This is a genomic window from Nonomuraea sp. 3-1Str (assembly GCF_031570565.1).
Taxonomy (GTDB): Bacteria; Actinomycetota; Actinomycetes; order Streptosporangiales; family Streptosporangiaceae; genus Nonomuraea.
Window position 1 is genome coordinate 197,353 of the sequence record NZ_JALHBK010000012.1, and the last position, 21,298, is coordinate 218,650.

At 74.0% G+C, this 21,298-nt stretch carries 18 protein-coding genes; 11 read left to right on the forward strand and 7 right to left on the reverse strand.

The window, feature by feature from the left end:
• The first annotated feature begins 18 nt into the window (after positions 1–18).
• From MTP10_RS20945 to MTP10_RS20980, 8 genes are all read left to right on the forward strand, one after another.
• Positions 19–1,551 (forward strand): carboxyl transferase domain-containing protein, encoded by a 1,533-nt coding sequence (locus tag MTP10_RS20945; RefSeq protein WP_310711243.1) that lies wholly within the window; start codon positions 19–21, stop codon positions 1,549–1,551.
• Positions 1,548–3,470, forward strand: a complete 1,923-nt coding sequence (locus MTP10_RS20950) for a biotin carboxylase N-terminal domain-containing protein (RefSeq protein WP_310711196.1) — start codon at positions 1,548–1,550, stop codon at positions 3,468–3,470. Before MTP10_RS20945 ends, MTP10_RS20950 begins: the two co-directional genes overlap by 4 nt.
• Complete coding sequence (locus MTP10_RS20955) at positions 3,467–4,258, forward strand: enoyl-CoA hydratase-related protein (protein ID WP_310711197.1); 792 nt, start codon at positions 3,467–3,469, stop codon at positions 4,256–4,258. The genes MTP10_RS20950 and MTP10_RS20955 overlap by 4 nt, the downstream gene beginning before the upstream one ends.
• Positions 4,258–5,979, forward strand: a complete 1,722-nt coding sequence (locus MTP10_RS20960) for an acyclic terpene utilization AtuA family protein (protein ID WP_310711198.1) — start codon at positions 4,258–4,260, stop codon at positions 5,977–5,979. The genes MTP10_RS20955 and MTP10_RS20960 overlap by 1 nt, the downstream gene beginning before the upstream one ends.
• A gap of 206 nt (positions 5,980–6,185) precedes the next feature.
• Positions 6,186–6,992: a GNAT family N-acetyltransferase gene (locus MTP10_RS20965; protein ID WP_310711244.1), complete on the forward strand. Its 807-nt coding sequence runs from the start codon at positions 6,186–6,188 to the stop codon at positions 6,990–6,992.
• Positions 6,993–7,086: 94 nt separating this feature from the next.
• Entirely contained in the window at positions 7,087–7,299 is a 213-nt protein-coding gene (locus MTP10_RS20970) for a hypothetical protein (protein WP_310711199.1), read from the forward strand.
• Positions 7,300–7,401: 102 nt separating this feature from the next.
• Complete coding sequence (locus tag MTP10_RS20975) at positions 7,402–8,253, forward strand: helix-turn-helix transcriptional regulator (RefSeq protein ID WP_310711201.1); 852 nt, start codon at positions 7,402–7,404, stop codon at positions 8,251–8,253.
• Between the two features lie 71 nt (positions 8,254–8,324).
• Positions 8,325–8,591, forward strand: a complete 267-nt coding sequence (locus MTP10_RS20980) for a hypothetical protein (protein WP_310711202.1) — start codon at positions 8,325–8,327, stop codon at positions 8,589–8,591.
• Positions 8,592–8,686: 95 nt separating this feature from the next.
• Here MTP10_RS20980 and MTP10_RS20985 read toward each other — a convergent pair whose 3' ends face one another.
• The 6 genes from MTP10_RS20985 to MTP10_RS21010 all read right to left on the reverse strand — a co-directional run bounded on the left by MTP10_RS20985 (position 8,687) and on the right by MTP10_RS21010 (position 16,214).
• Entirely contained in the window at positions 8,687–9,307 is a 621-nt protein-coding gene (locus MTP10_RS20985) for a TetR/AcrR family transcriptional regulator (protein ID WP_310711203.1), read from the reverse strand.
• Between the two features lie 16 nt (positions 9,308–9,323).
• A complete protein-coding gene (locus MTP10_RS20990) occupies positions 9,324–11,396 on the reverse strand; it encodes a glycosyltransferase family 39 protein (RefSeq protein ID WP_310711204.1) in 2,073 nt (690 codons plus the stop codon).
• Positions 11,396–12,568, reverse strand: a complete 1,173-nt coding sequence (locus MTP10_RS20995) for a bifunctional glycosyltransferase family 2/GtrA family protein (protein WP_310711205.1) — start codon at positions 12,566–12,568, stop codon at positions 11,396–11,398. Before MTP10_RS20995 ends, MTP10_RS20990 begins: the two co-directional genes overlap by 1 nt.
• A gap of 40 nt (positions 12,569–12,608) precedes the next feature.
• Positions 12,609–13,937: a HAMP domain-containing sensor histidine kinase gene (locus tag MTP10_RS21000; RefSeq protein WP_310711206.1), complete on the reverse strand. Its 1,329-nt coding sequence runs from the start codon at positions 13,935–13,937 to the stop codon at positions 12,609–12,611.
• The gene (locus MTP10_RS21005; protein WP_310711207.1) at positions 13,934–14,629 is read right to left on the reverse strand and encodes a response regulator transcription factor; all 696 of its coding nucleotides are present in this window, start codon (positions 14,627–14,629) and stop codon (positions 13,934–13,936) included. Before MTP10_RS21005 ends, MTP10_RS21000 begins: the two co-directional genes overlap by 4 nt.
• Before the next feature lie 67 nt (positions 14,630–14,696).
• Positions 14,697–16,214, reverse strand: a complete 1,518-nt coding sequence (locus MTP10_RS21010) for an NAD(P)/FAD-dependent oxidoreductase (RefSeq protein WP_310711208.1) — start codon at positions 16,212–16,214, stop codon at positions 14,697–14,699.
• Positions 16,215–16,433: 219 nt separating this feature from the next.
• Here MTP10_RS21010 and MTP10_RS21015 point away from each other — a divergent pair, with 219 nt between their 5' ends.
• The 3 genes from MTP10_RS21015 (at position 16,434) to MTP10_RS21025 (ending at position 20,810) form a co-directional block, all read left to right on the forward strand.
• Positions 16,434–17,360: a pseudouridine-5'-phosphate glycosidase gene (locus MTP10_RS21015; RefSeq protein WP_310711209.1), complete on the forward strand. Its 927-nt coding sequence runs from the start codon at positions 16,434–16,436 to the stop codon at positions 17,358–17,360.
• Entirely contained in the window at positions 17,357–18,382 is a 1,026-nt protein-coding gene (locus tag MTP10_RS21020) for a sugar kinase (protein ID WP_310711210.1), read from the forward strand. The genes MTP10_RS21015 and MTP10_RS21020 overlap by 4 nt, the downstream gene beginning before the upstream one ends.
• A gap of 82 nt (positions 18,383–18,464) precedes the next feature.
• The gene (locus tag MTP10_RS21025; protein WP_310711211.1) at positions 18,465–20,810 is read left to right on the forward strand and encodes a hypothetical protein; all 2,346 of its coding nucleotides are present in this window, start codon (positions 18,465–18,467) and stop codon (positions 20,808–20,810) included.
• A gap of 286 nt (positions 20,811–21,096) precedes the next feature.
• Here MTP10_RS21025 and MTP10_RS21030 read toward each other — a convergent pair whose 3' ends face one another.
• Positions 21,097–21,282, reverse strand: coding sequence for a hypothetical protein (locus tag MTP10_RS21030; RefSeq protein ID WP_310711212.1), 186 nt, complete (start codon positions 21,280–21,282; stop codon positions 21,097–21,099).
• Between the last annotated feature and the right edge of the window lie 16 nt (positions 21,283–21,298).

The window sequence follows — 21,298 nt, forward strand, 5'->3', positions numbered from 1 at the left end:
GCGCGGCGGCGCGAGGCGATGCTGGCCAAGCTGGCCGAGCTGGACGCCGAGCACGCCAAGGCGGTCGCGGGCGGCGGTGAGAAGTACCGCGAGCGGCACCGCCGGCGCGGCAAGCTGCTCGCCCGCGAGCGGATCGAGCTGCTGCTCGACCCCGACTCCCCGTTCCTGGAGCTGTCGCCGCTGGCCGCCTGGGGCAGCGACTTCCCGGTGGGCGCGAGCGTCGTGACGGGGATCGGGGTGATCGAGGGCGTCGAGTGCGTGGTCTGCGCCAGCGACCCGACGGTCCGCGGCGGCGCCTCCAACCCGTGGACGCTCAGGAAGACGTTGCGCGCCTCCGACATCGCCCTGCGCAACCGCCTGCCGTACGTCAATCTCGTGGAGAGCGGCGGCGCGGACCTGCCGACGCAGAAGGAGATCTTCATCCCGGGCGGGCAGGTGTTCCGGGACCTGACGCGGCTGTCGGCCGCCGGGGTCCCGACGATCGCGCTCGTCTTCGGCAACTCCACCGCCGGCGGCGCCTACGTGCCCGGGATGAGCGACTACGTGGTGATGGTCCGCGAACGGGCGAAGGTGTTCCTGGGCGGGCCGCCGCTGGTGAAGATGGCGACCGGCGAGGAGTCCGACGACGAGTCGCTGGGCGGCGCCGAGATGCACGCCCGCGTGAGCGGCCTGGCCGACCACCTCGCCGCGGACGAGCACGACGCGCTGCGCATCGGACGGCGGATCGTCCGCTCGCTCGGCTGGCGCAAGCTCGGCGCGGCGCCACTGCCCGTGCGCGAGCCCGCCCACCCCGCCGAGGAGCTGCTCGGGATCGTGCCGGACGACCTGCGCGTGCCGTTCGACCCGCGCGAGGTGATCGCCCGGATCGTGGACGGCAGCGAGTTCGAGGAGTTCAAGCCGCTGTACGGGTCGTCGCTGGTGACCGGGTGGGCGCGGCTGCACGGCTACCCCCTCGGCATTCTGGCCAACGCGCGCGGCGTGCTGTTCAGCGAGGAGGCGCAGAAGGCCACCCAGTTCATCCAGCTCGCCAACCAGACCCGCACGCCGCTGCTGTTCCTGCAGAACACCACGGGCTACATGGTCGGCAAGGAGTACGAGCAGCGCGGCATCATCAAGCACGGCGCCATGATGATCAACGCGGTGTCCAACTCGACCGTGCCGCACCTCACCGTGGTCATGGGCGCCTCGTACGGGGCCGGGAACTACGGCATGTGCGGCCGGGCGTACGAGCCGAGGTTCCTGTTCGCCTGGCCCAGCGCCAAGTCCGCGGTCATGGGGCCGGCGCAGCTCGCCGGGGTGCTGTCGATCGTCGGCCGCGCCTCCGCGCGGGCGCGCGGGCAGGTGTACGACGAGGAGGCGGACGCGGCGATGAGGGCCATGGTGGAGGCGCAGGTGGAGGCGGAGTCGCTGCCGTTCTTCCTGTCCGGGCGACTGTACGACGACGGGGTGATCGACCCGCGCGACACCCGGACCGTGCTGGGGCTGTGCCTGTCGGCCGTCAACAGCGCGCCGGTGCCCGAGGCGGCGGGTTACGGGGTGTTCCGGCCGTGATCACACGCCTGCTGGTCGCCAACCGTGGGGAGATCGCGCGCCGGGTGTTCCGGACCTGCCGCGCGCTGGGGATCGAGACCGTCGCCGTGTTCTCCGACGCCGACGCCTCCGCGCCGCACGTGGCCGAGGCCGACTTCGCGGTACGGCTGACGGGCACGCGGCCCGCGGACACGTACCTGGCGATCGAGCGGATCGTGGCGGCGTGCCGGGCGTCGGGCGCCGACGCGGTCCACCCCGGGTACGGGTTCCTGTCGGAGAGCGCGGACTTCGCGCGGGCCGTGCTGGGGGCGAGGCTCGTGTGGGTGGGGCCGCCGCCGGAGGCGGTCGCCGCGATGGGGTCGAAGGTCGAGGCCAAGCGGCTGATGGCGGAGGCGGGCGTCCCGGTCCTGCCGTCGATCGTCCTGCCCGCTCCGGAGGACGCCCAGGATTCGGAGGACGCGCCGGATCCGGAGGACCCGCTGCTGCTGGAGTACCCGCTGCTGGTGAAGGCGTCGGCGGGGGGCGGCGGGCGCGGGATGCGCGTCGTGCGCTCCCCGGCCGACCTCGCCGCGCAGGCGGCGTCGGCGCGGCGAGAGGCCGAGGCGGCATTCGGCGAGGGCACGGTGTTCGCGGAGCCGCTGCTGGAGGGCGCCCGGCACGTCGAGGTGCAGATCCTCGCCGACACCCACGGGACCGTGTGGACGCTCGGCGAGCGCGAGTGCAGCATCCAGCGCCGCCACCAGAAGGTGATCGAGGAGTGCCCGTCGCCGGGCGTCGGCGACGCGACGCGGGAGACGCTGCGCGACGCGGCCGTCCGCGCCGCCCGCGCGATCGGCTACGTCGGCGCGGGCACCGTGGAGTTCCTGGTCAGGGGCGAGCGGGTGGCGTTCCTGGAGATGAACACCCGCCTCCAGGTGGAGCACCCGGTGACCGAGCAGGTGTACGGGCTGGACCTGGTGCGGCTGCAGCTGGAGGTCGCCGAGGGCGCGGCGCTGCCGGAGGAGCCGCCCCGGCCGCGCGGTCATGCCGTCGAGGCCCGCCTGTACGCCGAGGACCGCGACCACCTGCCGCAGACCGGCACCCTGTGGCGCTTCGAGATCCCGGACGGGGTCCGGGTGGACTCCGGGGTGGAGTCGGGCTCCGTGGTGCCGCCGTACTACGACGCGATGCTGGCCAAGGTGGTCGCGCACGCGGCCACGCGCGGGGAGGCGGTCAGGAGGCTGGCGGCGGCGCTGCGGCGCGCCCGGCTGCACGGCGTCACCACCAACCGGGACCTGCTGGTCGCCGTCCTGGACCATCCGGCGTTCCGCGCCGGCGACACGCACATCGGCTTCCTGGACGAGCACCGCGACGCGCTGCTGCCGCCCGGGCCGCCGGAGCCGCCGCCCCTGGCCGTGCTCGCCGCCGCGCTGGCCGGCGCCGCCGCCCACCGCCGTGACGCGCGCGTCCTCGCCAGCCTGCCCGGCGGCTGGCGCAACGTCCGCTCGCAGCCACGCGCCGCCCGCTTCGAGGAGGCGGAGGCGGTCTACGACCCGCTCCCGGACGGCGTCGTCCTCGTCTCCGCCGAGCCTGACCGGGTCGTGCTGGAGGACGGCGGCGTACGGCAGGCGTTCCGGGTGGCGTGCCACGGCGGCAAGGTCTACGTCGACTCGCCCGCCGCGCACGCCGAGCTGACCCCCGTCCCGCGCCTGCCGGAGCCGGCCGAGCGGGCCGCGCCCGGCTCGCTGCTCGCGCCCATGCCGGGCGCCGTTCTCCGGGTGGAGGTCAAGGAAGGGCAGCGCGTGGACAAGGGGCAGCCCGTCCTGGTGCTGGAAGCGATGAAGATGGAGCATCGGATCACCGCGCCCGCCACCGGGACCGTGTCCGCCCTGCGCGTGGCGAAGGGCGACCAGGTCGAGGCCGGGGCGGTGCTGGCGATCATCGACGAGGAGAACACATGACGCGCCTGGTCCACAGGGAGCTCGCCGGCGGCGTGGCGACGATCACGCTCGACTCGCCGCCGAACCGCAACGCGCTGTCCGTGCGGCTGCTCGGCGACCTGGAGGAACGGCTGACCTGGGCGCTGGCCGAGCCGGAGGCGCGGGTCATTGTGCTGACCGGCACCGGCCCGGTGTTCTGCTCCGGCGCCGACCTGAAGGAGCAGCGGATCGAGCCCTCCTCCGCCGCCGCGGACGCTCCGGTGACGGCGTCGTTCCCGGAGGTCCTGGCGCTCATCTGGGAGAGCCCGAAGCCGGTCGTCTGCCGGCTCAACGGCACCGCGCGGGCCGGCGGGCTCGGCCTGGTGGCCGCCTGCGACTTCGCGGTCGCGCCGCTGACGGCGTCGTTCGCGTTCACCGAGGTGCGGCTCGGCGTGGTGCCCGCGATGATCTCCGTACCGGTGCTGCGCAGGCTGCAGCCGAGGGCGGCGGCCGAGTACCTGATGACCGGCGAGGTGTTCGACGCCGCCAGGGCCGTGGAGATGGGGCTGCTGTCGAAGGCCGTGCCGGCGCAGGAGCTCGACGCGGCGGTGGCGCACTACGCCGACATGCTCGTCAGGGGCGGGCCGGAGGCGCTGGCGATCACCAAGCGGCTGGTGCGCGAGGTGCCGGCGATGCCGTTCGAGGAGGGGCTGCGGCGGATGGCGGCGCTGTCGGCGCAGCGCTTCACCTCGCAGGAGGGGCAGGAGGGGATCGCCGCGTTCATGGCCAAGCGCCCGCCCTCGTGGGTCCCGGACAAGCCGGAGGCGTGATGGCGCTGCGCGTCGCCAACTGCAGCGGCTTCTACGGCGACCGGCTGTCGGCCGCGCGGGAGATGGTCGAGGGCGGGCCCATCGACGTGCTGACCGGCGACTGGCTGGCCGAGCTGACCATGCTCATCCTGGCCGGCAACCGCCTCAAGGGCCGCCCCGGCTACGCGCCGACGTTCCTGCGGCAGCTGGAGGACGTGCTGGGGCCGTGCCTGGACCGCGGCGTCCGGATCGTCGCCAACGCGGGCGGGCTCGACCCCGCCGGCTGCGCCGAGGCCGTCCACGAGCTGGCCGCCCGGCTCGGCCTGTCCCCCGACGTCGCGTACGTCACGGGGGACGACCTCACCGGCCGGCCGCTCGACCTGGTCAACGCCGACACCGGTGAGCGGCTCGACGCCGCGCCGCTGACCGCCAACGCCTACCTCGGCGGCCGGCCGATCGCCAGGGCGCTCGCGGCGGGCGCGGACGTCGTGGTGACCGGCCGTGTCACCGACGCGGCCCTGGTGACGGGCCCCGGCATCTGGCGGTACGGCTGGGGCCCGGACGACCTGGACGCGCTGGCCGGCTCGGTGGTGGCGGGACACGTGATCGAGTGCGGCTGCCAGGCCACGGGCGGCAACTACGCCTTCTTCCAGGAGGTGCCGGACCTCGCCCACTGCGGCTTCCCGATCGCCGAGCTGCACGCCGACGGGTCCTCGGTCATCACCAAGCACCCCGGCACGGGCGGGCTCGTCTCGGTGGGCACGGTCACGGCGCAGCTCGTGTACGAGATCGCCGGGCCCCGCTACCCCGGGCCGGACGTGGTGGCGCGCTTCGACACCGTCACGCTGTCACAGGAGGGGCCGGACCGCGTCCGGATCTCGGGCGTGCGCGGCGAGCCGCCGCCGGACACGCTCAAGGTCGCGGTGACCGTCCCGGCCGGCTACCGCAACACGATGACGCTCGTCCTGACGGGCCTGGACGTCGAGGCCAAGGCGCGGGTCGCGGAGGAGGCGATCTGGGCGCGGGTGCCGCGGGAGTCGTTCGACCAGGTGGACGTCACGCTCACGGACCGGGGGCTGCTGCGGATCACCGTCATGGACGCGGACCGGCGCACGGCGGGCCGCGCCTTCTCCTCGGCCGTGGTGGAGACGGGCCTGGCCGGCTACCCGGGCTTCCACGCGCTGACGCCTCCGGGCGACGCCACGCCGTACGGCGTCTACTGGCCGGTCCTGGTGCCGGCCGGGGAGGTCCGGTCGGCCGTGTATCTCAACGGCCGTCCCCTCCCGCCGGAGCCGGAGGAACGCGCCACCGCCGGCGCCCCCGTGAGCGGTCCAGCCGACGCCCCCGTGAGCGGTCCCGCCGGCGCCCCGGAAGGCCCCGGCGCGGCGACCGCGCACCGGCTCGGCGGCGGACGGCGTGTCCCCCTGGGCCGGATCATGGGCGCCCGCTCGGGCGACAAGGGCGGCAACGCGAACCTGGGCGTCTGGGTCACCACGGCCGAGCGGTACGCCTGGCTGGCCGCCACCCTCACCACGGCCCGGCTGAAGGAGCTCCTGCCCGACCTGGCCCCCCACCGGATCGACCGCTACGCGTTCCCCAACCTCAACGCCCTGAACTTCGTCGTGCACGGCCTCCTCGGCCGCGGCGTGGCCGCCAGCCCGCGCATGGACCCGCAGGCCAAGGCCCTCGGCGAGGAGCTGCGCGCCCGGCTCGTGGACGTCCCCGAAGAGCTGCTCCCCTGACCCCCTGCGGGAAGTGTGCCTGATCCCCGGCGGGAAGCGTGCCGTCGCGGCTGATGAGGCCGCCCTCGCGGGTCGTCCCACCCACATCAACCGCCACGGCACACTCCATCCTCTTATACTCCACCAGCCCCATCAGGTTGAAGGGGATAGTGCGCTACAAAAGGGTTTGAGCGGACTCTTCCGGATACGGAAGGATGCCGGGCGTGATGAGGATACGCCGCCTGACCGTGGCCGATCTGGACGCCTGCACCCGCCTGGCGACCGACCGCCAGTGGGAGCCCGAACGCCACAAGTGGTCGCTGCTGTTCGAGGTCGGCGAGGTCCACGGCATCGACGCGCCCGACGGCGACGGGCTGGCGGCCGCGAACGTCCTCACCCGCTACGGCCATGACCACGCCGTGATCAGCATGGTCCTCACCGCCGCCCGCCACTCCCGCCAGGGCCTGGCCAGGAGACTGATGGAGCACGCGCTGGAGCAGGCCGGCGACCGGACCGTCTCCCTGCACGCCACCGAGCAGGGCCGCCCGCTGTACGAGAAGCTCGGCTTCCGCACCGTGGGCCGGGTCGCCAAGCACACCGGCGTGTTCGAGGGCCGCCCGTCCGGGGTGACGCGCCCGGCCACCGAGGACGACCTCGGCGCGATCCTGGCGCTCGACGCGGAGATCTTCGGCACGGACCGGTCCCGGCTGCTGCGCCGCATGTTCGGGTTCGGGCTGCGGGTGCGGATGGCCGACGGGGGTTTCGGTCACTGCTGGCGCAACGATTCGAACGTGGTCATCGGCCCCGTCGTGGCCCGCGATCCGGCCACCGCCCGGGCGCTGATCGGGGACCTGGCCCGCGACGCCGGGGGCGAGGTGCGCATGGATCTCGACCTGGCCCAGGAGGAGCTGGTCGGCTGGGCCGTGGCCCATGGGATGGGCCGGCCCTGGCAGGTGTCGCTCATGGTCAGGGACGGCGACCTGCCGGGCGACCGGACCCGCCAGTTCCTCCCGTTCATGCAGGCCCTGGGATGAATATGGCTATTTTTCCAGAAACGATCACATATGTCCCAGCGGGCCGTACAATTGCGCGCAATTGCAGTCGTCCGTCCAGGGGGAAGGACCAGCCATGCGCATGCGGTTCCTCGGCTCGACGTCGGAGGCGGGCGCCTGCCCCACCCTGTACGAGACCGACCGCGGCACCATCGTGGTCCAAGGGCTCAGGCTCACCGACCCCGAAGCCCTCGCGGACCTGCGCGACGTGCTCGACGGCGAGGACGCGGTGGAGGTCCCCCGCGAGCTGATCACCGAGATCGCCCGCCGGGTCCTCCAGGACCCGTAACCCCGGGCGCCTCGGCCGTTTCGCCACCTTCCGCTATTGCTTCGTCACGATTGCGCCACTACCTCTGGCATGATCACCCCTGCCCGTCTAGCCTCTTGCGGCGTGACGTCCTTTCAGCAGGCGCGGATCGACCTCGGAAGCCAGCTCCGGCAGTTGCGCGAGGCCGCCCACCTGTCGGGCAAGGACCTCGCCGAGCGGCTGCGCTGGCAGCCCTCGAAGGTCTCCCGCCTGGAGAACGCCAGGCAGACGGCCACCGAGGACGACGTCGTGGTCTGGGCGCAGGCCGTACAGGCCAGTGCCGCGACGACGGACGACCTGATCAGGCAGGCGATCGCGCTGCTGGAGCGGCACGACGACTGGCGGCAACGGCACCGCAGCGGCCTGGCCGCCATCCAGGAGGACATCCGCGACCTGGAGGCCCGCACCCGGCTCTTCCGGGTGTTCGAGCCGAACATCGTGGTCGGCCTGCTCCAGACGGCGGAGTACTCCCGGCACGTGTTCAGCAAGGTCAAGCGCCTCTACAGCGCCCCCGACCAGATCGACGCGGCGGTCCGGGTGCGGATGCAGCGGCAGGAGATCCTCTACGACCGCGCCCGGACGTTCCGTTTCGTGCTGCCCGAGTCGGCGCTGCACACCCGGCTGGCCCCCCTCGACGTCATGCGGGGCCAGCTCGACCGGCTGCTCGCGGTCAGCACCCTGCCGAATGTCGAGTTCGGGGTCGTCCCCTATGACGCGGAGCTGCCGGCCGCCCCGATCAACGGCTTCTGGATCTACAACGACGCCATGGTGGGCGTGGCCACCCTGACCAAGGATCTCGTGCTCCGCGACCCCGAGGACGTCGCCTTCTACGTCCGCGCGTTCGATGACTTCGCCAAGGCGGCGGCCTTCGACGAGGACGGCAGGGACGTCATCATCCGTATTCTCGACGGATACCGGAAACAATCGTCGCATTGATCCTCGCAATTGCTTGCCCGCCTCCACAAGATCGTGCAATTCTGTCGCGGGAGACGTTGCGGAGGTGACGCATGATGCTTGATACCGCGCTCAGCCTCGAGCGGTTCGCGTGGTACGCGGGCCGTCACGCGGATCTGGCGATCCAGAGCCTCTCCCTGGCCAGCGATCCCGCGTACGTGTCGGTGCGCAACCGCTTCTCCACCACGCTGGCGGAGACCGTGACCTGCTCGGACGACGGCAGCTTCATCACGTCGTGGGGCTACCGGCTCGGCACCGCGGAGGACGTCGAGTCCGCCGCCGCCCGCCTCGCGTTCCTGCTCGCCGCCCTGCCCGCCTGAGCCGTCCCCGCCGCGACCGTCCTCGCCCGAGCCGTCCCCGCCGGGACTGTCCTTGCCGGGACTGTCCTCGCCGGGGACTGTCCTCGTCGGGGCCGTCAGCCGGGGAAGGACGTCACCGGGATGCCGGCCTCGCGGGCCGCGGCCGTGCGGGCGTGGGCCAGCAACCGCCCCCGGCTCAGCACGTCGGGGTGGAGCGTGTAGCGGATGATGAGCCCGTCGAGCATGGCGTCGATCCGCTCGGCCGCGCCCGCCGGGTCATCGCAGGCGAACTCCCCCGCGTCCGTGCCGTCGGACAGCACCCGGGCCAGCGCGTCGAGCCAGGCCGTCTCCAGCTCCAGCATGATCTCGTTGACCGCCGTCTCGCGCAGCGCGGTGTTCCACGCGTCGATCCAGAGCAGCCAGCTCTGGTCGGACGGCGACTCCGGGATGTAGTAGCGCAGCACCCGGTCCAGGCGCTCCGCCGCCGAGCCCGGGCCCGCGACCAGCTCGTCGAGCTTGGCGCTCTCGATGTCGAGGGTGGCCCGGAGCATGGCGGTGATCAGCTCGTCCTTGGTGGCGAAATGGTAGTGGATGAGGCCGCCGCTGACGTTGATCGACTTGGCGATGTCGGCGATCCGGGTGTGGGCCAGACCGCGCTCCAGCACCACCTTGCGCGTGGCCTCCAGCAGCTCGGCCCTGCGCTGGTCAGCCTGATCGGCCCGGGACGTACTCCGCACCGGGCCAGCCTATCCGTCAGGAGGCCGCGGCGGAGCAGTCGTAGAGGCCGTCCTGACCGTCCACGGCCGTGCAGTTCTGCTGCACCCACATGGTGACCTCGGTGTTGCCCCGGCCCGGGCCGCCGCGGTCGCCGCCGCCGAGCACGTACCGGAGCCTGCCGGACGAGACGAGCTCCTTGAGACGGTCCACGGTCATGGCCGGGTCGCTGCCGGTGAAGCCGCCCATCGCGATGACGGGCCGGCCCGTGGACAGGATGATCGAGGACGCCTGCTGGGCGCTGCCGACGGCCACGAGCCACTCGGCCCGGCCCTGGTTCGCGAGGAGGTACTTGACCATCGCGTCGCTGACGCCGCCGCCGGGGCCGCCGGTCGTCCGCCCGGCCCGGCCGTCCTGCGCGGACTGGTCCTGGCCGTCCTGCGGCGGCTGTCCGCCCTGCGGGAACCGGCCTTCGCGGAACGAGCCGTACTCCCCGGCCCCTCCGGGCGGCAGGCCGCCGGGAGGCAGCTGGCCCATGGGGCCGCCGCGGCCGAAGCCCATGCCGCCCGTCGAGGGGCCGGCGGTCGGGTTGCTGCCGTTCACCTGCGACCCGAGCGGGCTGACGGCGTACGCGGCGGGGCCGGCGAGCCCGGCGACCAGGGTGGCGAGCAGCGCGCCCGAGGCGACCCCGGCGGCCGCGCGCCCGCGCCCGGCGAGGACGAGCCCGGCCAGCGCCAGCCCGGCGACGGCGAGGACGGTCGCGGCGAGCACGGCCCACGCCAGCCACGGCACGAAGTCGGGCGAGCGACGCAGCACCGTGAACGACCAGCCGCCCGTGACGGCGACCGCCAGCGGCAGCACCCAGGCCCAGGTCCGCGACCGGCGGTACGAGCGCCACATGAGCACGCCGCCCATGCCGGTGACCGCGGCGACGGCCGGGGCCATGGCGGTGGTGTAGTACGGGTGGAAGGTGCCGCTGGAGAAGCTGAACACCGCGAAATGGACCACCAGCCAGCCGCCCCAGACCAGCCACGCCGCTCCGGACGCTCCTTCGGCGCCGCCGGTCCCTTCGGCGCCGGCCGCCCCCTCCGCGCCGGCGCGACGGGAGGTCCAGCGGGACAACGCCGCGAACGCCAGGGCGAGGGCGCAGAACGGCAGCAGCCAGGAGATCTGCCCGGCCATGATCTCGTTGAACAGCCGCCCGGCCCCCGACGCGCCGCCGAACGACGCCCCGCCACCGCCGCCGACCCCGCCGTTCCCGGCGCCCTGGCCGAAGATCCGCCCGAGGCCGTTGTAGCCGATGACGAGGTCCCGGACGGAGTTGTCGGTCGATCCGCCGATGTACGGGCGGGAGCCGGCCGGCCACAGGTCCACGACCACCATCCACCAGGCGCTGGAGACCACCAGCACGGCCCCGGCCGCCAGCAGGCGCCCGATCCGCCGCACCACCGCGCCGCGGGCGCACACCAGGTACGCGAGCGCGAACGCCGGCACCACGAGGTACGCCTGGAGCATCTTGACGTTGAAGGCGAGCCCCACGAACAGCGCGCACAGCAGCAGCGACCGCAGCCGGCCGGTGCGCAGCGACTCCAGGCAGAACCACGCGGCCAGCACGAGCAGCAGCACGAGGATGGTGTCGGGGTTGTTGTCCCGGTTGATGGCCACGGTGATGGGCGTGAGCGTCATGACGACGGCCGCGACGAGGGCGGCCACGTGCCCCTGCCGCGCGCCCCCGTGGGCCCGCAGGACGGCGGAGTGGACCAGCGCGACGGCGGCCACGCCGGCGACGGCCTGCGGCAGCAGCATGCTCCACGTGCCGAAGCCGAACACCCGGGCCGACAGCCCCATCACCCACAGCGCCAGCGGCGGCTTGTCGACGGTGATGTACGAGCCCGCGTCGATGGCGCCGAAGAAGAACGCCTTCCAGCTCTTGGTGCCGGACAGGATGGCGGCGGAGTAGTACTCGTTGGCGTAGCCGCTGAGCGCCCACGCGTACAGGACGAAGGCGGCGGCGAGCACGGCCCACAGCGCGGGGCGCGACCAGCGGGGTGCGTCGCCGGCGCCGCGCCGGGACGTACGACGGTGCGCGGAGAGACTCGGGGTGGTCGTCATCAGGCGGCGTTCCTTCTCCGGGGGTTGAAGACCCACACGCGCAGCAGCAGGAACCGCGCGAGGGTGGCCAGCGCGTTGGCCACGATCACGGTGACCAGCTCGACGCCGTGGGAGACGTCGCCGGGCAGCAGCGCGAGGCTCCCGGTGGTGAGGGCCAGGCCGACGAGGAACGCGACGAGCCCCTCGACCTGCTGGCGCAGCACCCCGGACGAGCCGGTGACGCCGAAGGTGAAGCGCCGGTTGGCGGCGGTGTTGGCCACGGCGGTGACGAGCAGGGCGACGGCGTTCGCCGTGAAGACCGGGACGGCCTGGCGCAGGCCGGAGAAGAGCAGGAGGTAGGCGAGCGTGCTGACCGCGCCCACGACGGCGAAGCGGGGAAGCTGGCGGGCCATGCCGCGCGGCAGCTCGGCCTGGCGCACGCGGGCGGGGACGGGGATGCGGGCGGCGCCGGACAGCGTCCTGCGGGCGACCCGGGCCATGCCGCGCAGGTCGTCCAGGGCGGTCCGGACGACGTCGACGCGGCTGTCGGGGTCGTCCACCCAGTCGACGGGCACCTCGTGGATGCGCAGGCCGTGCCGCTCGGCGAGCAGCAGCAGCTCGGTGTCGAAGAACCACTGCTCGTCCTCGACGGCGGGCAGCAGCGCCTGCGCGACCTCGGTGCGCACGGCCTTGAAACCGCACTGGGCGTCGGTGAAGCGCGCCCCCATCAGGGAGCGCAGCAACAGGTTGTACGCCCGGGAGACGAACTCCCGCTTGGGCCCGCGCACCACGTTCGACCCGCGCGAGAGCCGGGTGCCGATCGCGAGGTCGCTGTGGCCCGACAGGAGAGGGGCGACGAGGGGAAGGAACGCGTCCAGGTCGGTGGACAGGTCGACGTCCATGTAGCTGACGACGTCGGCCTCGCTGCGGGACCACACGTGGCGCAGCGCCCGGCCGCGGCCCTTGGCGTCGAGGTGGACGGCTCGCACGCCGGGCAGCTCGGCGGCCAGTCGCCGGGCCTCGTGCCAGGTGTCGTCGGTGCTGGCGTTGTCGGCGATCGTGATGCGGAAGCCGTAGGGGAAGGTGCGGGTCAGGTAGCCGTGCAGCCGGGCGATGCTCTCGCGCAACGCCCGCTGCTCGTTGTAGACGGGGACGACCACCTCGACGAGTCGAGTCCTGACTGATGTCTGCATGCTGATAGTGCAAAACATCGGTCTTTGAAGCTACTTATGCCTATCTGAGCGCGGCGTGAGATTTCCCAGGAATCTCAACTGTCGCCATGACTCCGCCTCCCGGAGCGTTGTCAAGGCGCACGCGGCCACCCGATTCGGCGACGGACTGAGCCACGATCGCCAGCCCCAGCCCCGAGCCGGGCAGGGCGCGAGCCGACGGCGAGCGCCAGAACCGGTCGAAGACGTGCGGCAGCTCCTCCTCGGGGATGCCGGGCCCGTGGTCGCGGACGGTCAGCGTGCCGTCGCGCAGGACCACGTCCACCTGGCCGGGGCCGAACTTCGCCGCGTTGTCGATGAGGTTGAGCACGGCACGTTCCAGCGAGGCCGCGCCGCCGAAGACGTACCACTCGCCGAGGTCGGTGCTGACCTCGGCGCCGCGCAGCCGCGCCCGCTCGACGGCGGCCCGCACGACGTCGTGCAGGCCCAGCTCGGCGTGCGGCTCGTGGTCGGTGTCGCCGCGGGCGAGCTGGAGCAGGTCCCCGACCAGCGTGGACAGCTCGGCGAACTGCGCCTTGACGTTGACGAGCAGGCGTTTCTTGGCGCCCGGTTCGAGGCTGCGGCCGGTCTGCTCGCTGCGCAGCAGCAGGTCGATGTTGGTGCGCAGGGTGGTGAGCGGGGTGCGCAGCTCGTGGCCGGCGTCGGCGACGAGCTGGCGCTGCCGGTCCCGCGAGCCGGCCAGTGCGGTCGTCATGGCGTTGAAGGACGAGCTGAGCCGGGCGATCTCGTCGGTGCCCTGGACGGGGATGCGGGTGCTGAGGTCCTGCGTCTGCGCGATGTGCTCGACGGCCTTGGTCAGACGGCCCACGGGGGCCAGGGCGGCCCTGGAGATCGCCAGACCGGCCCAGGCGGCGCCCAGCGCGCCGAGCGCGGTGAGGGCGGCGAGGCCGAGCGCCATCTGCCGCAGGGAGCCGCGGACGTGGTTCAGCGGCCTCGACTCCAGCACGGCGACGCCGGGCGCGAAGTTCGTGGTGACCACGCGCACCGCTCGCCCGTCGGTGGTCTGGCCGTTGCGGAAGACCGGATCACCCGGGTGAGCGAGCAGGGCCTTGTCCTCCTCGGTGGGCACGATCGGCTTGCCCAGCGAGCAGGTGCCGCCGTCGGCTCCCAGGAGCGTCACGCTGTCGCCGAAGGGGTCGCCGGTGCCGCCCTTCTGGCAGTGGTCCTTCAGCCAGCGCGGATCGTCGGGCTCCAGGATGGTCTGATCGAGGGTGCGGAGCATCTGCTTCTCCGCGACGACCCAGGACATCATGGCGCAGGCGGCGATGGCCACCACCACGGCGGTCGTGACCAGCAGCGTCAGCCGCGACCGCAGGCTGCCGAACCGTCTCATGTCGTCGCCCGCAGGACGTACCCCACCCCGCGCACGGTGTGGATCACGCGCGGCTCGCCGCCGGCCTCGGTCTTGCGGCGCAGGTACATGATGTAGACGTCGAGCGAGTTCGAGGTCGGCTCGAAGTCGAACCCCCACACCTCGCCCAGGATCTGCTCGCGCGTCAGCACCTGGCGCGGGTGCGTCAGGAACAGCTCCATGAGGAGGTACTCGGTCCTGGTCAGGTCGAGCGGCCGGTCGCCGCGGGTGACCTCCCTCGTCGCCGGGTCCATGCGCAGGTCGCCGTACGTCAGGGAGTTCTCCGGCGTGCCGGCGTGCAGCGCGCTGCGCCGCAGCAGCGCGCGGACGCGCGCCAGCAGCTCGTCCAGCTCGAACGGCTTGACCAGGTAGTCGTCGGCGCCCGCGTCCAGGCCGGACACCCGATCGCCCACGGCGTCGCGGGCGGTCAGCATGAGCACCGGCACGTGGTTGCCCCTGCCTCGCAGCCGGCGGCACGCGGTCAGCCCGTCGAGGCGCGGCATCATCACGTCGAGCAGCACGGCGTCGTACGGCTCGCGGACCAGCTCGTCCAGCGCGGCCTGGCCGTCGTTGGCGGTGACGACCCGGTAGCCCTCGAACTCCAGGCTCGACTGCAGCGCCTCGCGCAACGCGGGCTCGTCGTCCACCACCAGCAACCGTGCGGGCTCACTCATGCTTCACAAACTAGGGGCACATCATGAGAACCCTATGAACGGCCCGGCCATCTTCGCATGAGAACGATCAGGCGGTGAGCAGGGCCATCGCGGCGTTGTGTCCCGGTATGCCGCTGACCCCTCCGCCCCGGCGGGCGCCCGCGCCGCACAGCAGGATCCGCTCGTGTTCGGTCCGCACGCCCCACTTCCCGCCCGCGTCCCCGCCCTCGGCGTACGGCCACGTCAGGTCGCGGTGGAAGATGTGGCCGCCGGGCAGTCCCGCCTCGGTCTCCAGGTCCACGGGCGTCCTGACCTCGACGCAGGGCGTGCCGTCGGGGCCGCGCAGCAGGCAGTCCTCGATCGGCTCGGCCAGCACCCGGTCGAGCGAGGCGAACGTGGCCCGCAGGGCCGCCGCGCGCGCCCCTTCCGGGTCCGCGCGGAACAGCCGCGCCGGCATGTGCAGGCCGAACAGCGTCATCGTCTCGGCCCTGCCCCGCAGCTCCGGCCCGAGGATGGACGGGTCGGTGAGCGAGTGGCAGTACACCTCGGCGGGCGGCACCTCCGGGATCTCGCCGCGCGACGCCTGCGCGTGGGCCGCGGCGAGCTGGTCGCGGCTCTCGTTGATGTGGAACGTGCCGCTGAAGGCCGCCCGCGGGTCCACCGACGCGTCCCGGAGCCGGGGCAGCCGCGACAGCACCATGTTGACCTTGAGCTGGGCCCCCTCGGGCACGGTCGCGGGCCGGCCGAGCACGCGGTCGAGGACGGCTGGGGGCAGGTTGACCAGCACGTGGCCGCCGGTCACGGTGTGCTCGCCGTCCTCCGCCCGGAAGGTCACCTCCCCGGACGGCGCGATGCCGACGATCTCGGCGCCGGTCCTGATCTCCGCGCCGGCCCGCCTGGCCGCCGCCTCGATGGCCCCGGACACGGCTCCCATGCCGCCGACCGGGACGTTCCACTCCCCGGTGCCGTCGCCGATGACGTGGTAGAGGAAGCAGCGGTTGGCCGCCAGGTCCGTGGCCGGGTCGGCGAACGTGCCGATGAGGGCGTCGGTCAGCACCACGCCGCGTACGGTGTCGTCGCCGAACCGCTCGTCCACCGTCTGGCCGATGGGCCGCTCGAACAGGTCGCGCCATGCCTCGGGGCCGACCAGCCGCTCGATCTCGGCGGGCGTCCGCAGGGGTTGGAGGAGCGTGGGCGCGAGGACGCGGGCCGTCCGCCCGGCCATGGCGTAGAAGTCGCGCCACGCCTTGTGGTCGGCCTCCCCGCCGGTGACGCGCCGGAACGACTCCTCGGTACGGGCCGCGTCCTCGTTGTCGACGAGCAGCCCGGTGGCGCCCTTGGGGGTGTAGGAGGCGTAGCGGCGGCGGCGCAGCTCCAGATCGAGGCCCAGATCCCGGACGATCGCGGTGGGGAGCAGGCTGACCAGGTAGGAGTAGCGCGACAGCCGCACGTCCACGCCGGGAAAGGGGCGGGCGGAGATGGCCAGACCGCCGGCGTGGTCGAGCCGTTCGAGGACGAGCACCCGCCGCCCGGCACGCGCCAGGTAGGCGGCGGCGACCAGACCGTTGTGCCCACCACCCGCCACCACAACGTCATATTTCCCCATACCGGCACCCTAAGGCTCCCGCTCCCACCCGGACAGCCCGGCCGCGGCGCGGAGCCGGCGCGGAGCTGGCGCCGATGGGCGGTGACGACGAGGCCCGTAAGCTGGGGCGGGGCGAGTCGCAGGGGGACTCGCACCCCAATTCACCGCAAACTCCCCAAATGCACTAAAGTCCACGTTTCCCCGTGTCAGGCCGACCATCCGAAGGAGCACCGCACCCACATGCGCACTGCCGCCGACCCCCTTCTCCAGCCGTCCGACGAGGTCGCCGAGGCCCTCTCCACCGGCGCGCCCGTCGTGGCCCTGGAGTCCACGATCATCTCCCACGGCCTGCCGCAGCCGCGCAACCTGGAGGTCGCCAGGGAGCTGGAGGGGATCGTCCGCGAGGCGGGCGCCGTGCCGGCCACCATCGCGGTGCTGGACGGTGTCGCCCGCGCCGGCCTGACCGAGGCCGAGCTGGAGCGCGTCGCCTCGGAGCCGGGGCTGCGCAAGCTCGGCCAGCGTGACCTGCCGATGGCCGCGGCGCTGAAGGCGAGCGGCGCGACGACCGTCTCGGCGACGTCGTTCCTGGCGGCGCGGGCGGGCATCCGCGTGTTCGCCACCGGCGGGCTCGGCGGCGTCCACCGCGGCTGGACCGAGGACCAGGACGAGTCGGCCGACCTCGGCACCCTCGCCGCCACCCGCATCACGGTGGTGTGCGCCGGCGTCAAGTCCATCCTCGACGTGCCGGCGACGCTCCAGCGGCTGGAGACCCGCGGCGTCAGCGTGGCCGGCTACCGGACCGACCTGTTCCCGGGCTTCTACCTGCACTCCTCCGGTCTGCCGGTCGAGTGGCGGGTCGAGACGCCCGAGGACGTGGCGGCCGTGATGCGCGCGCAGGACGCCTTCGGCGGGCAGGAGAGCGCGCTCATCCTCGCCAACCCGGTGCCGGTGGAGCAGCAGCTCGACCCCGAGCTGCACGACCGGGTCCTGGCCGAGGCCCTGGAGGCGGCCGCCCGGGACGGCGTCACCGGGCAGGCGATCACGCCGTTCCTGCTGGGGTACCTGGTGCGCGGCACCGGCGGCGCCTCCCTGGAGGCCAACCTGGCCGCCGTCCGCGGCAACACCGCCCTCGCGGCCCGCGTCGCGCTCGCCTGGTCCCGGCCGTGACCGAAGCGGCCCCGCCGCCCGCCTCCCCCATGACGCACCCGCCCTCCGAGCCCAGCCCCTCCGAGCCCAGCCCCTCCGAGCCCAGCATGGGGGGCCGAGGCGGGTTGCTGGTGGTCGGGGACGTGGTGACCGATGTCGTGGCGCTGCACGGCGGCGCTCCCATCGCGCCCGGCACCGACACCGCCGCCGACATCGTGCTGCGCCCCGGCGGCTCCGGCGCGAACACCGCCTGCTGGGCCGCCCGCCTCGGCGCCGACACCCGCCTGCTGACCCGGCTCGGCTACGACAGCAGCGAGTGGCACACCGCCGAGCTGGTCAGGGCGGGGGTGCGCCCGCACGCCCAGGTGGACCCCGACCACCCGACGGCCGTGGTGATCGCGATGGTGGACGCCGGCGGCGAGCGCTCCATGCTCACCAATCGCGGGGCCGGCGGCCGGATCTCCCCCGGCGACTGGGACGACGCCTTCCTCGACGGCGTCGCGCTGCTGCACCTGTCGGGCTACACGTTCTTCACCGAGCCGGGGCTGCGGCTGGCCCGGCTGGCGATGGAGCGGGCCGCCGCGGCCGGGATCGCGATCAGCGTCGACCCGGCCTCGACCGGGCCGCTGAGGGAGTTCGGCGTCGAGCGGTTCCTGAGCGAGTCGGCACCGGCCGGCCTGATCATCCCGAACCGCGACGAGGCCCTCGTGCTGACCGGTGTTCCGGAGCCCGAGCGGGCCGCCGAGATCCTCAGCGAGCGGTACGGCACGGCGGTGGTGAAGCTGGGGTCCCGGGGCGCCGTCGCCGCGACCGGAGGACGTATCGTGGCGGCCGCGGAGGGCGTGCGCGTCCACGCCGTCGACACGACCGGAGCGGGCGACGCCTTCGCTGCCGGATATCTCACAGCGCGCCTCGAAGGCGCCGGCGAAGCGGCTGCTCTGCGGGCCGGGTGCCAGGCGGGTGCGGAATGTGTGGCCCTGGTGGGCGGTCGGCCACGGTACGGTTTGGAAGTGAACCGTCTTTACCCTATTCACGCCGATTGATAGCTTGCCGCGTAAGCTGCACCATGAGCCACAGGTGTATCGCCGGCCACGTGGTTCACTCTGGGGAGGTTAAGGTCTGCCGATGGAAGTCGAGTCATCGATCTGCCTGAGCGACCTGGTCCCCGCCCTGCGCTGGAGCAGGCCACAGCAGGTCGCGGAGGTGCTGGGCGATCCGCGTCTGCCGGCCGCCTGGTGGTCGTCCCTGTCGCTGTCGCGGGCGCTCGCGACAGCGGGACTCGACTGGATCTGTGAACGGCTCGCGCGGCTGGCCGCGGACCGCTGGGACCACCTGCCGCTGTCCGACCTGCTTCCCGCGCTGTCGGTGTACCGGGTGGACCCGGCGCTGCCGGGCTGGTCCGACGCCACCCGCACGGCCGTGGCCGGCCTCGGCGGCTGGCAGCGGCTGCGCAGGCTCTCCCCCGCCGACCTGGCCACCCCCTCGGCCACGCCGGAGGTCGTCCTCGGCTCCGTGCTGCGCGAGGTGCTCGGCCGCGTACAACGCGACGTGACGCGGACCGGCACGACCGCCGGGACCGGTGCGACCGCCGCCGTCCAGGCCGGTCACCCGGAGGTCACCCGGCCGTTCGTCCCGCGCCCCGCCGGTGCTCCCGGCGAGGGCGCGGCTCCTTCTTCCGGCCCGTTCCCCGTGCAGCCCGCCGCGCACCAGTCGGAACCCTTTCCGGCGCAGCCCGACCCGCAGAGCGGGGGCTTCCCCGCGCAGCCGCAGGCCGCCCAGCAGAGCGGCGGGGTCCCCGCGCCGCCGGAGGACGTGCCGGCGCACCGGACCGGCGGCTTCCCCGCGGTGGGCCAGGACAGCCCGTCGCAGCAGGGCGGCGCGCCGCAGCAGTCGGGGCCTTCCCCGGCCGCCGGCCCGAGCCCCCGACCGCATCAGCCCGGCTCCTCCCCCGCCGTGGACCAGAACGGCTCGCCGTCCGGCGCGGGCCAGACCGGGTCCTCCCCTGCCCAGCCGGGAGGCACGCCGCAGCGCGACACGGGCGCCTTCCCCGCCCGGCCCGGCGCGGCGCGGTCCGACAGCGGCGCCTACCCGGCCCAGCCCGCCGAGAACCAGTCCGACACCGGCGCCTTCCCCGCCCGGCCGGGCGGCGGTCAGCAGGACACGGGGGCGTTCCGCGGGCAGCCCGCGGCGACCCCCACCGGACCGCTGCCCCGCACCGGCGGCGCACCCGGCCCGAACGTCCCGAACGGCCACGTCCCCGGCTCCCCGGCCACGCCCGGCCCGCAGGCGAACGGTCAGCCCCCGGCGCCCTCCGCCTCCTCCCCCCTCCCGGGCTCCCCTCTCCCGGGCGACTACGGCACCAGCCTGCCCGGCGGCTCCGCCCCGGTCCCGCCCTCGCCCGTGCCGTCGGACATGGACCACGCGATGGTCCGGGTCGTGGACAGCCTGTTCCGCGGGCTGGACAAGCTGGAGCTGGCCGTGGCCGTCCACCGGCTGTTCGCGGAGGACCCGGTCAGCCTCCGTACGCTCGCCCACAAGATGCTCGTCGACCGTGACGCGCTCTCCCACGCGCAGCGCACCGCCGAGGAGCGCGTCCTGCACTGGCTGCGCTCGTCGGAGTCGGCGCCGGTGACGGGCCACATGTTCCGGCTGACCGAGTGGCTCGGCGCCGCCGCCACCCAGGAGCAGCTCATCGGCGCCGACCCGGCGCACCCCGTGATCGTGCCGTCGCTGCGCACGCCGCTGTGGCGGGTGCTCGTCACCCTCATGCCCGACCGCCGCCTCCAGGACGGCTGGCTCGTCGTGGGCGACATCCAGCGGCTCCAGGCGCGTACGAGGCAGCTCCTCGCCTCGCAGCCGGCCGACGCCGACGTCGTGGAGCTGCTGGGCGAGCTCGGCATCCGCGCCCACTCCGCCAAGGCGTGGCTCGAAGCGCTGCCCCCGGAGACCTCGGCGCACGACCCGGCCTCCTCCGCGCCCTCACCGGCGCAGCCACTCCCCCGCCGCACACCCGGCGCCAACGGCCACCATCACCGCGGCGGCCAGCCGATCCCCACGGCCGGGGCGAGTTCCATCGACCCCTCCGCGGCGCTCGCCACGCTCTCGGCGCTCTCGGGCGGCCGGTCACCCGCGCTGCCCGCCCTCGCGGGCGCGCCGTCCAGCCCGCCGCCACCCATCCCCGGCCCGTCGTCCGACCCGCGCCGCTGGCAGCGCATCGACGTCACGCCCGAGCACCTGCGCGGCGGCCCGGTGCCGGTCCCGGAGGGGTACGCGGCGCAGCTCGGCATGCGGCCGGGCACGCTCCTGTCGGTGACGGGGCCGGGCGACAACGCCATCGTCCTGGTCTGGCAGGGCCACCAGCCGGTCTTCGACTCGCTCCAGCCGGTGCTGATGCGCCTGAACGCCCGCCCGGGCGACCAGGTGTACGTCACGGTGGACGGCTACCGCCTGGAAGCCCAGCTGACCGGCTGACCCGCCCACCACGGACACCCCGCCCTGCCCACGGCCGCCACCGGACGGCCGTCACGGACAGCCGGCCCGGGTTCCCCACCACCTGACGGCCGGCTCATCCCCGGACGACCACAGCGCCGCCGCAGCGCGCGGCCTGATCGCGGCGCGAGGAGGCGCTCTACCAGCAGACCCGGACGGCCACCGCCGGGCCCGACGTGGTGGCGCTCGCCCCCGACCAGGGCCCCGCCGTAGCACCGGCTCTGCACTCGCTGGCGCGCGACCCCGAAGTCGTGGCGCACAACGGTCCCTACCGCATCGTGTACGCCACCCTCACGGCGCGCGGCTCCTCCTCCCGCGTGGTGGTGCACGGCGCCGCCGAGACACCCGGCGCGGTCAACCGGCCGCTGGTGACCTCGGGCCGCTGGCTACCCCCGGCGGCGCGGTTCTCGAACGAGGCTTCGCCACCGCGCTGGGCGTCCGCGTCGGCGAACACGTCACCATCGCCGGCC

Coding starts and splice junctions, on each gene's coding strand:
- MTP10_RS20945 (WP_310711243.1), top strand. CDS start 19: ATGCTGGCCAAGCTGGCCGAGCTGGACGCCGAGCACGCCAAGGCGGTC.
- MTP10_RS20955 (WP_310711197.1), top strand. CDS start 3,467: ATGACGCGCCTGGTCCACAGGGAGCTCGCCGGCGGCGTGGCGACGATC.
- MTP10_RS20960 (WP_310711198.1), top strand. CDS start 4,258: ATGGCGCTGCGCGTCGCCAACTGCAGCGGCTTCTACGGCGACCGGCTG.
- MTP10_RS20965 (WP_310711244.1), top strand. CDS start 6,186: ATGAGGATACGCCGCCTGACCGTGGCCGATCTGGACGCCTGCACCCGC.
- MTP10_RS20970 (WP_310711199.1), top strand. CDS start 7,087: ATGCGCATGCGGTTCCTCGGCTCGACGTCGGAGGCGGGCGCCTGCCCC.
- MTP10_RS20980 (WP_310711202.1), top strand. CDS start 8,325: ATGATGCTTGATACCGCGCTCAGCCTCGAGCGGTTCGCGTGGTACGCG.
- MTP10_RS20990 (WP_310711204.1), bottom strand. CDS start 11,396: ATGACGACCACCCCGAGTCTCTCCGCGCACCGTCGTACGTCCCGGCGC.
- MTP10_RS20995 (WP_310711205.1), bottom strand. CDS start 12,568: ATGCAGACATCAGTCAGGACTCGACTCGTCGAGGTGGTCGTCCCCGTC.
- MTP10_RS21000 (WP_310711206.1), bottom strand. CDS start 13,937: ATGAGACGGTTCGGCAGCCTGCGGTCGCGGCTGACGCTGCTGGTCACG.
- MTP10_RS21005 (WP_310711207.1), bottom strand. CDS start 14,629: ATGAGTGAGCCCGCACGGTTGCTGGTGGTGGACGACGAGCCCGCGTTG.
- MTP10_RS21010 (WP_310711208.1), bottom strand. CDS start 16,214: ATGGGGAAATATGACGTTGTGGTGGCGGGTGGTGGGCACAACGGTCTG.
- MTP10_RS21015 (WP_310711209.1), top strand. CDS start 16,434: ATGCGCACTGCCGCCGACCCCCTTCTCCAGCCGTCCGACGAGGTCGCC.
- MTP10_RS21025 (WP_310711211.1), top strand. CDS start 18,465: ATGGAAGTCGAGTCATCGATCTGCCTGAGCGACCTGGTCCCCGCCCTG.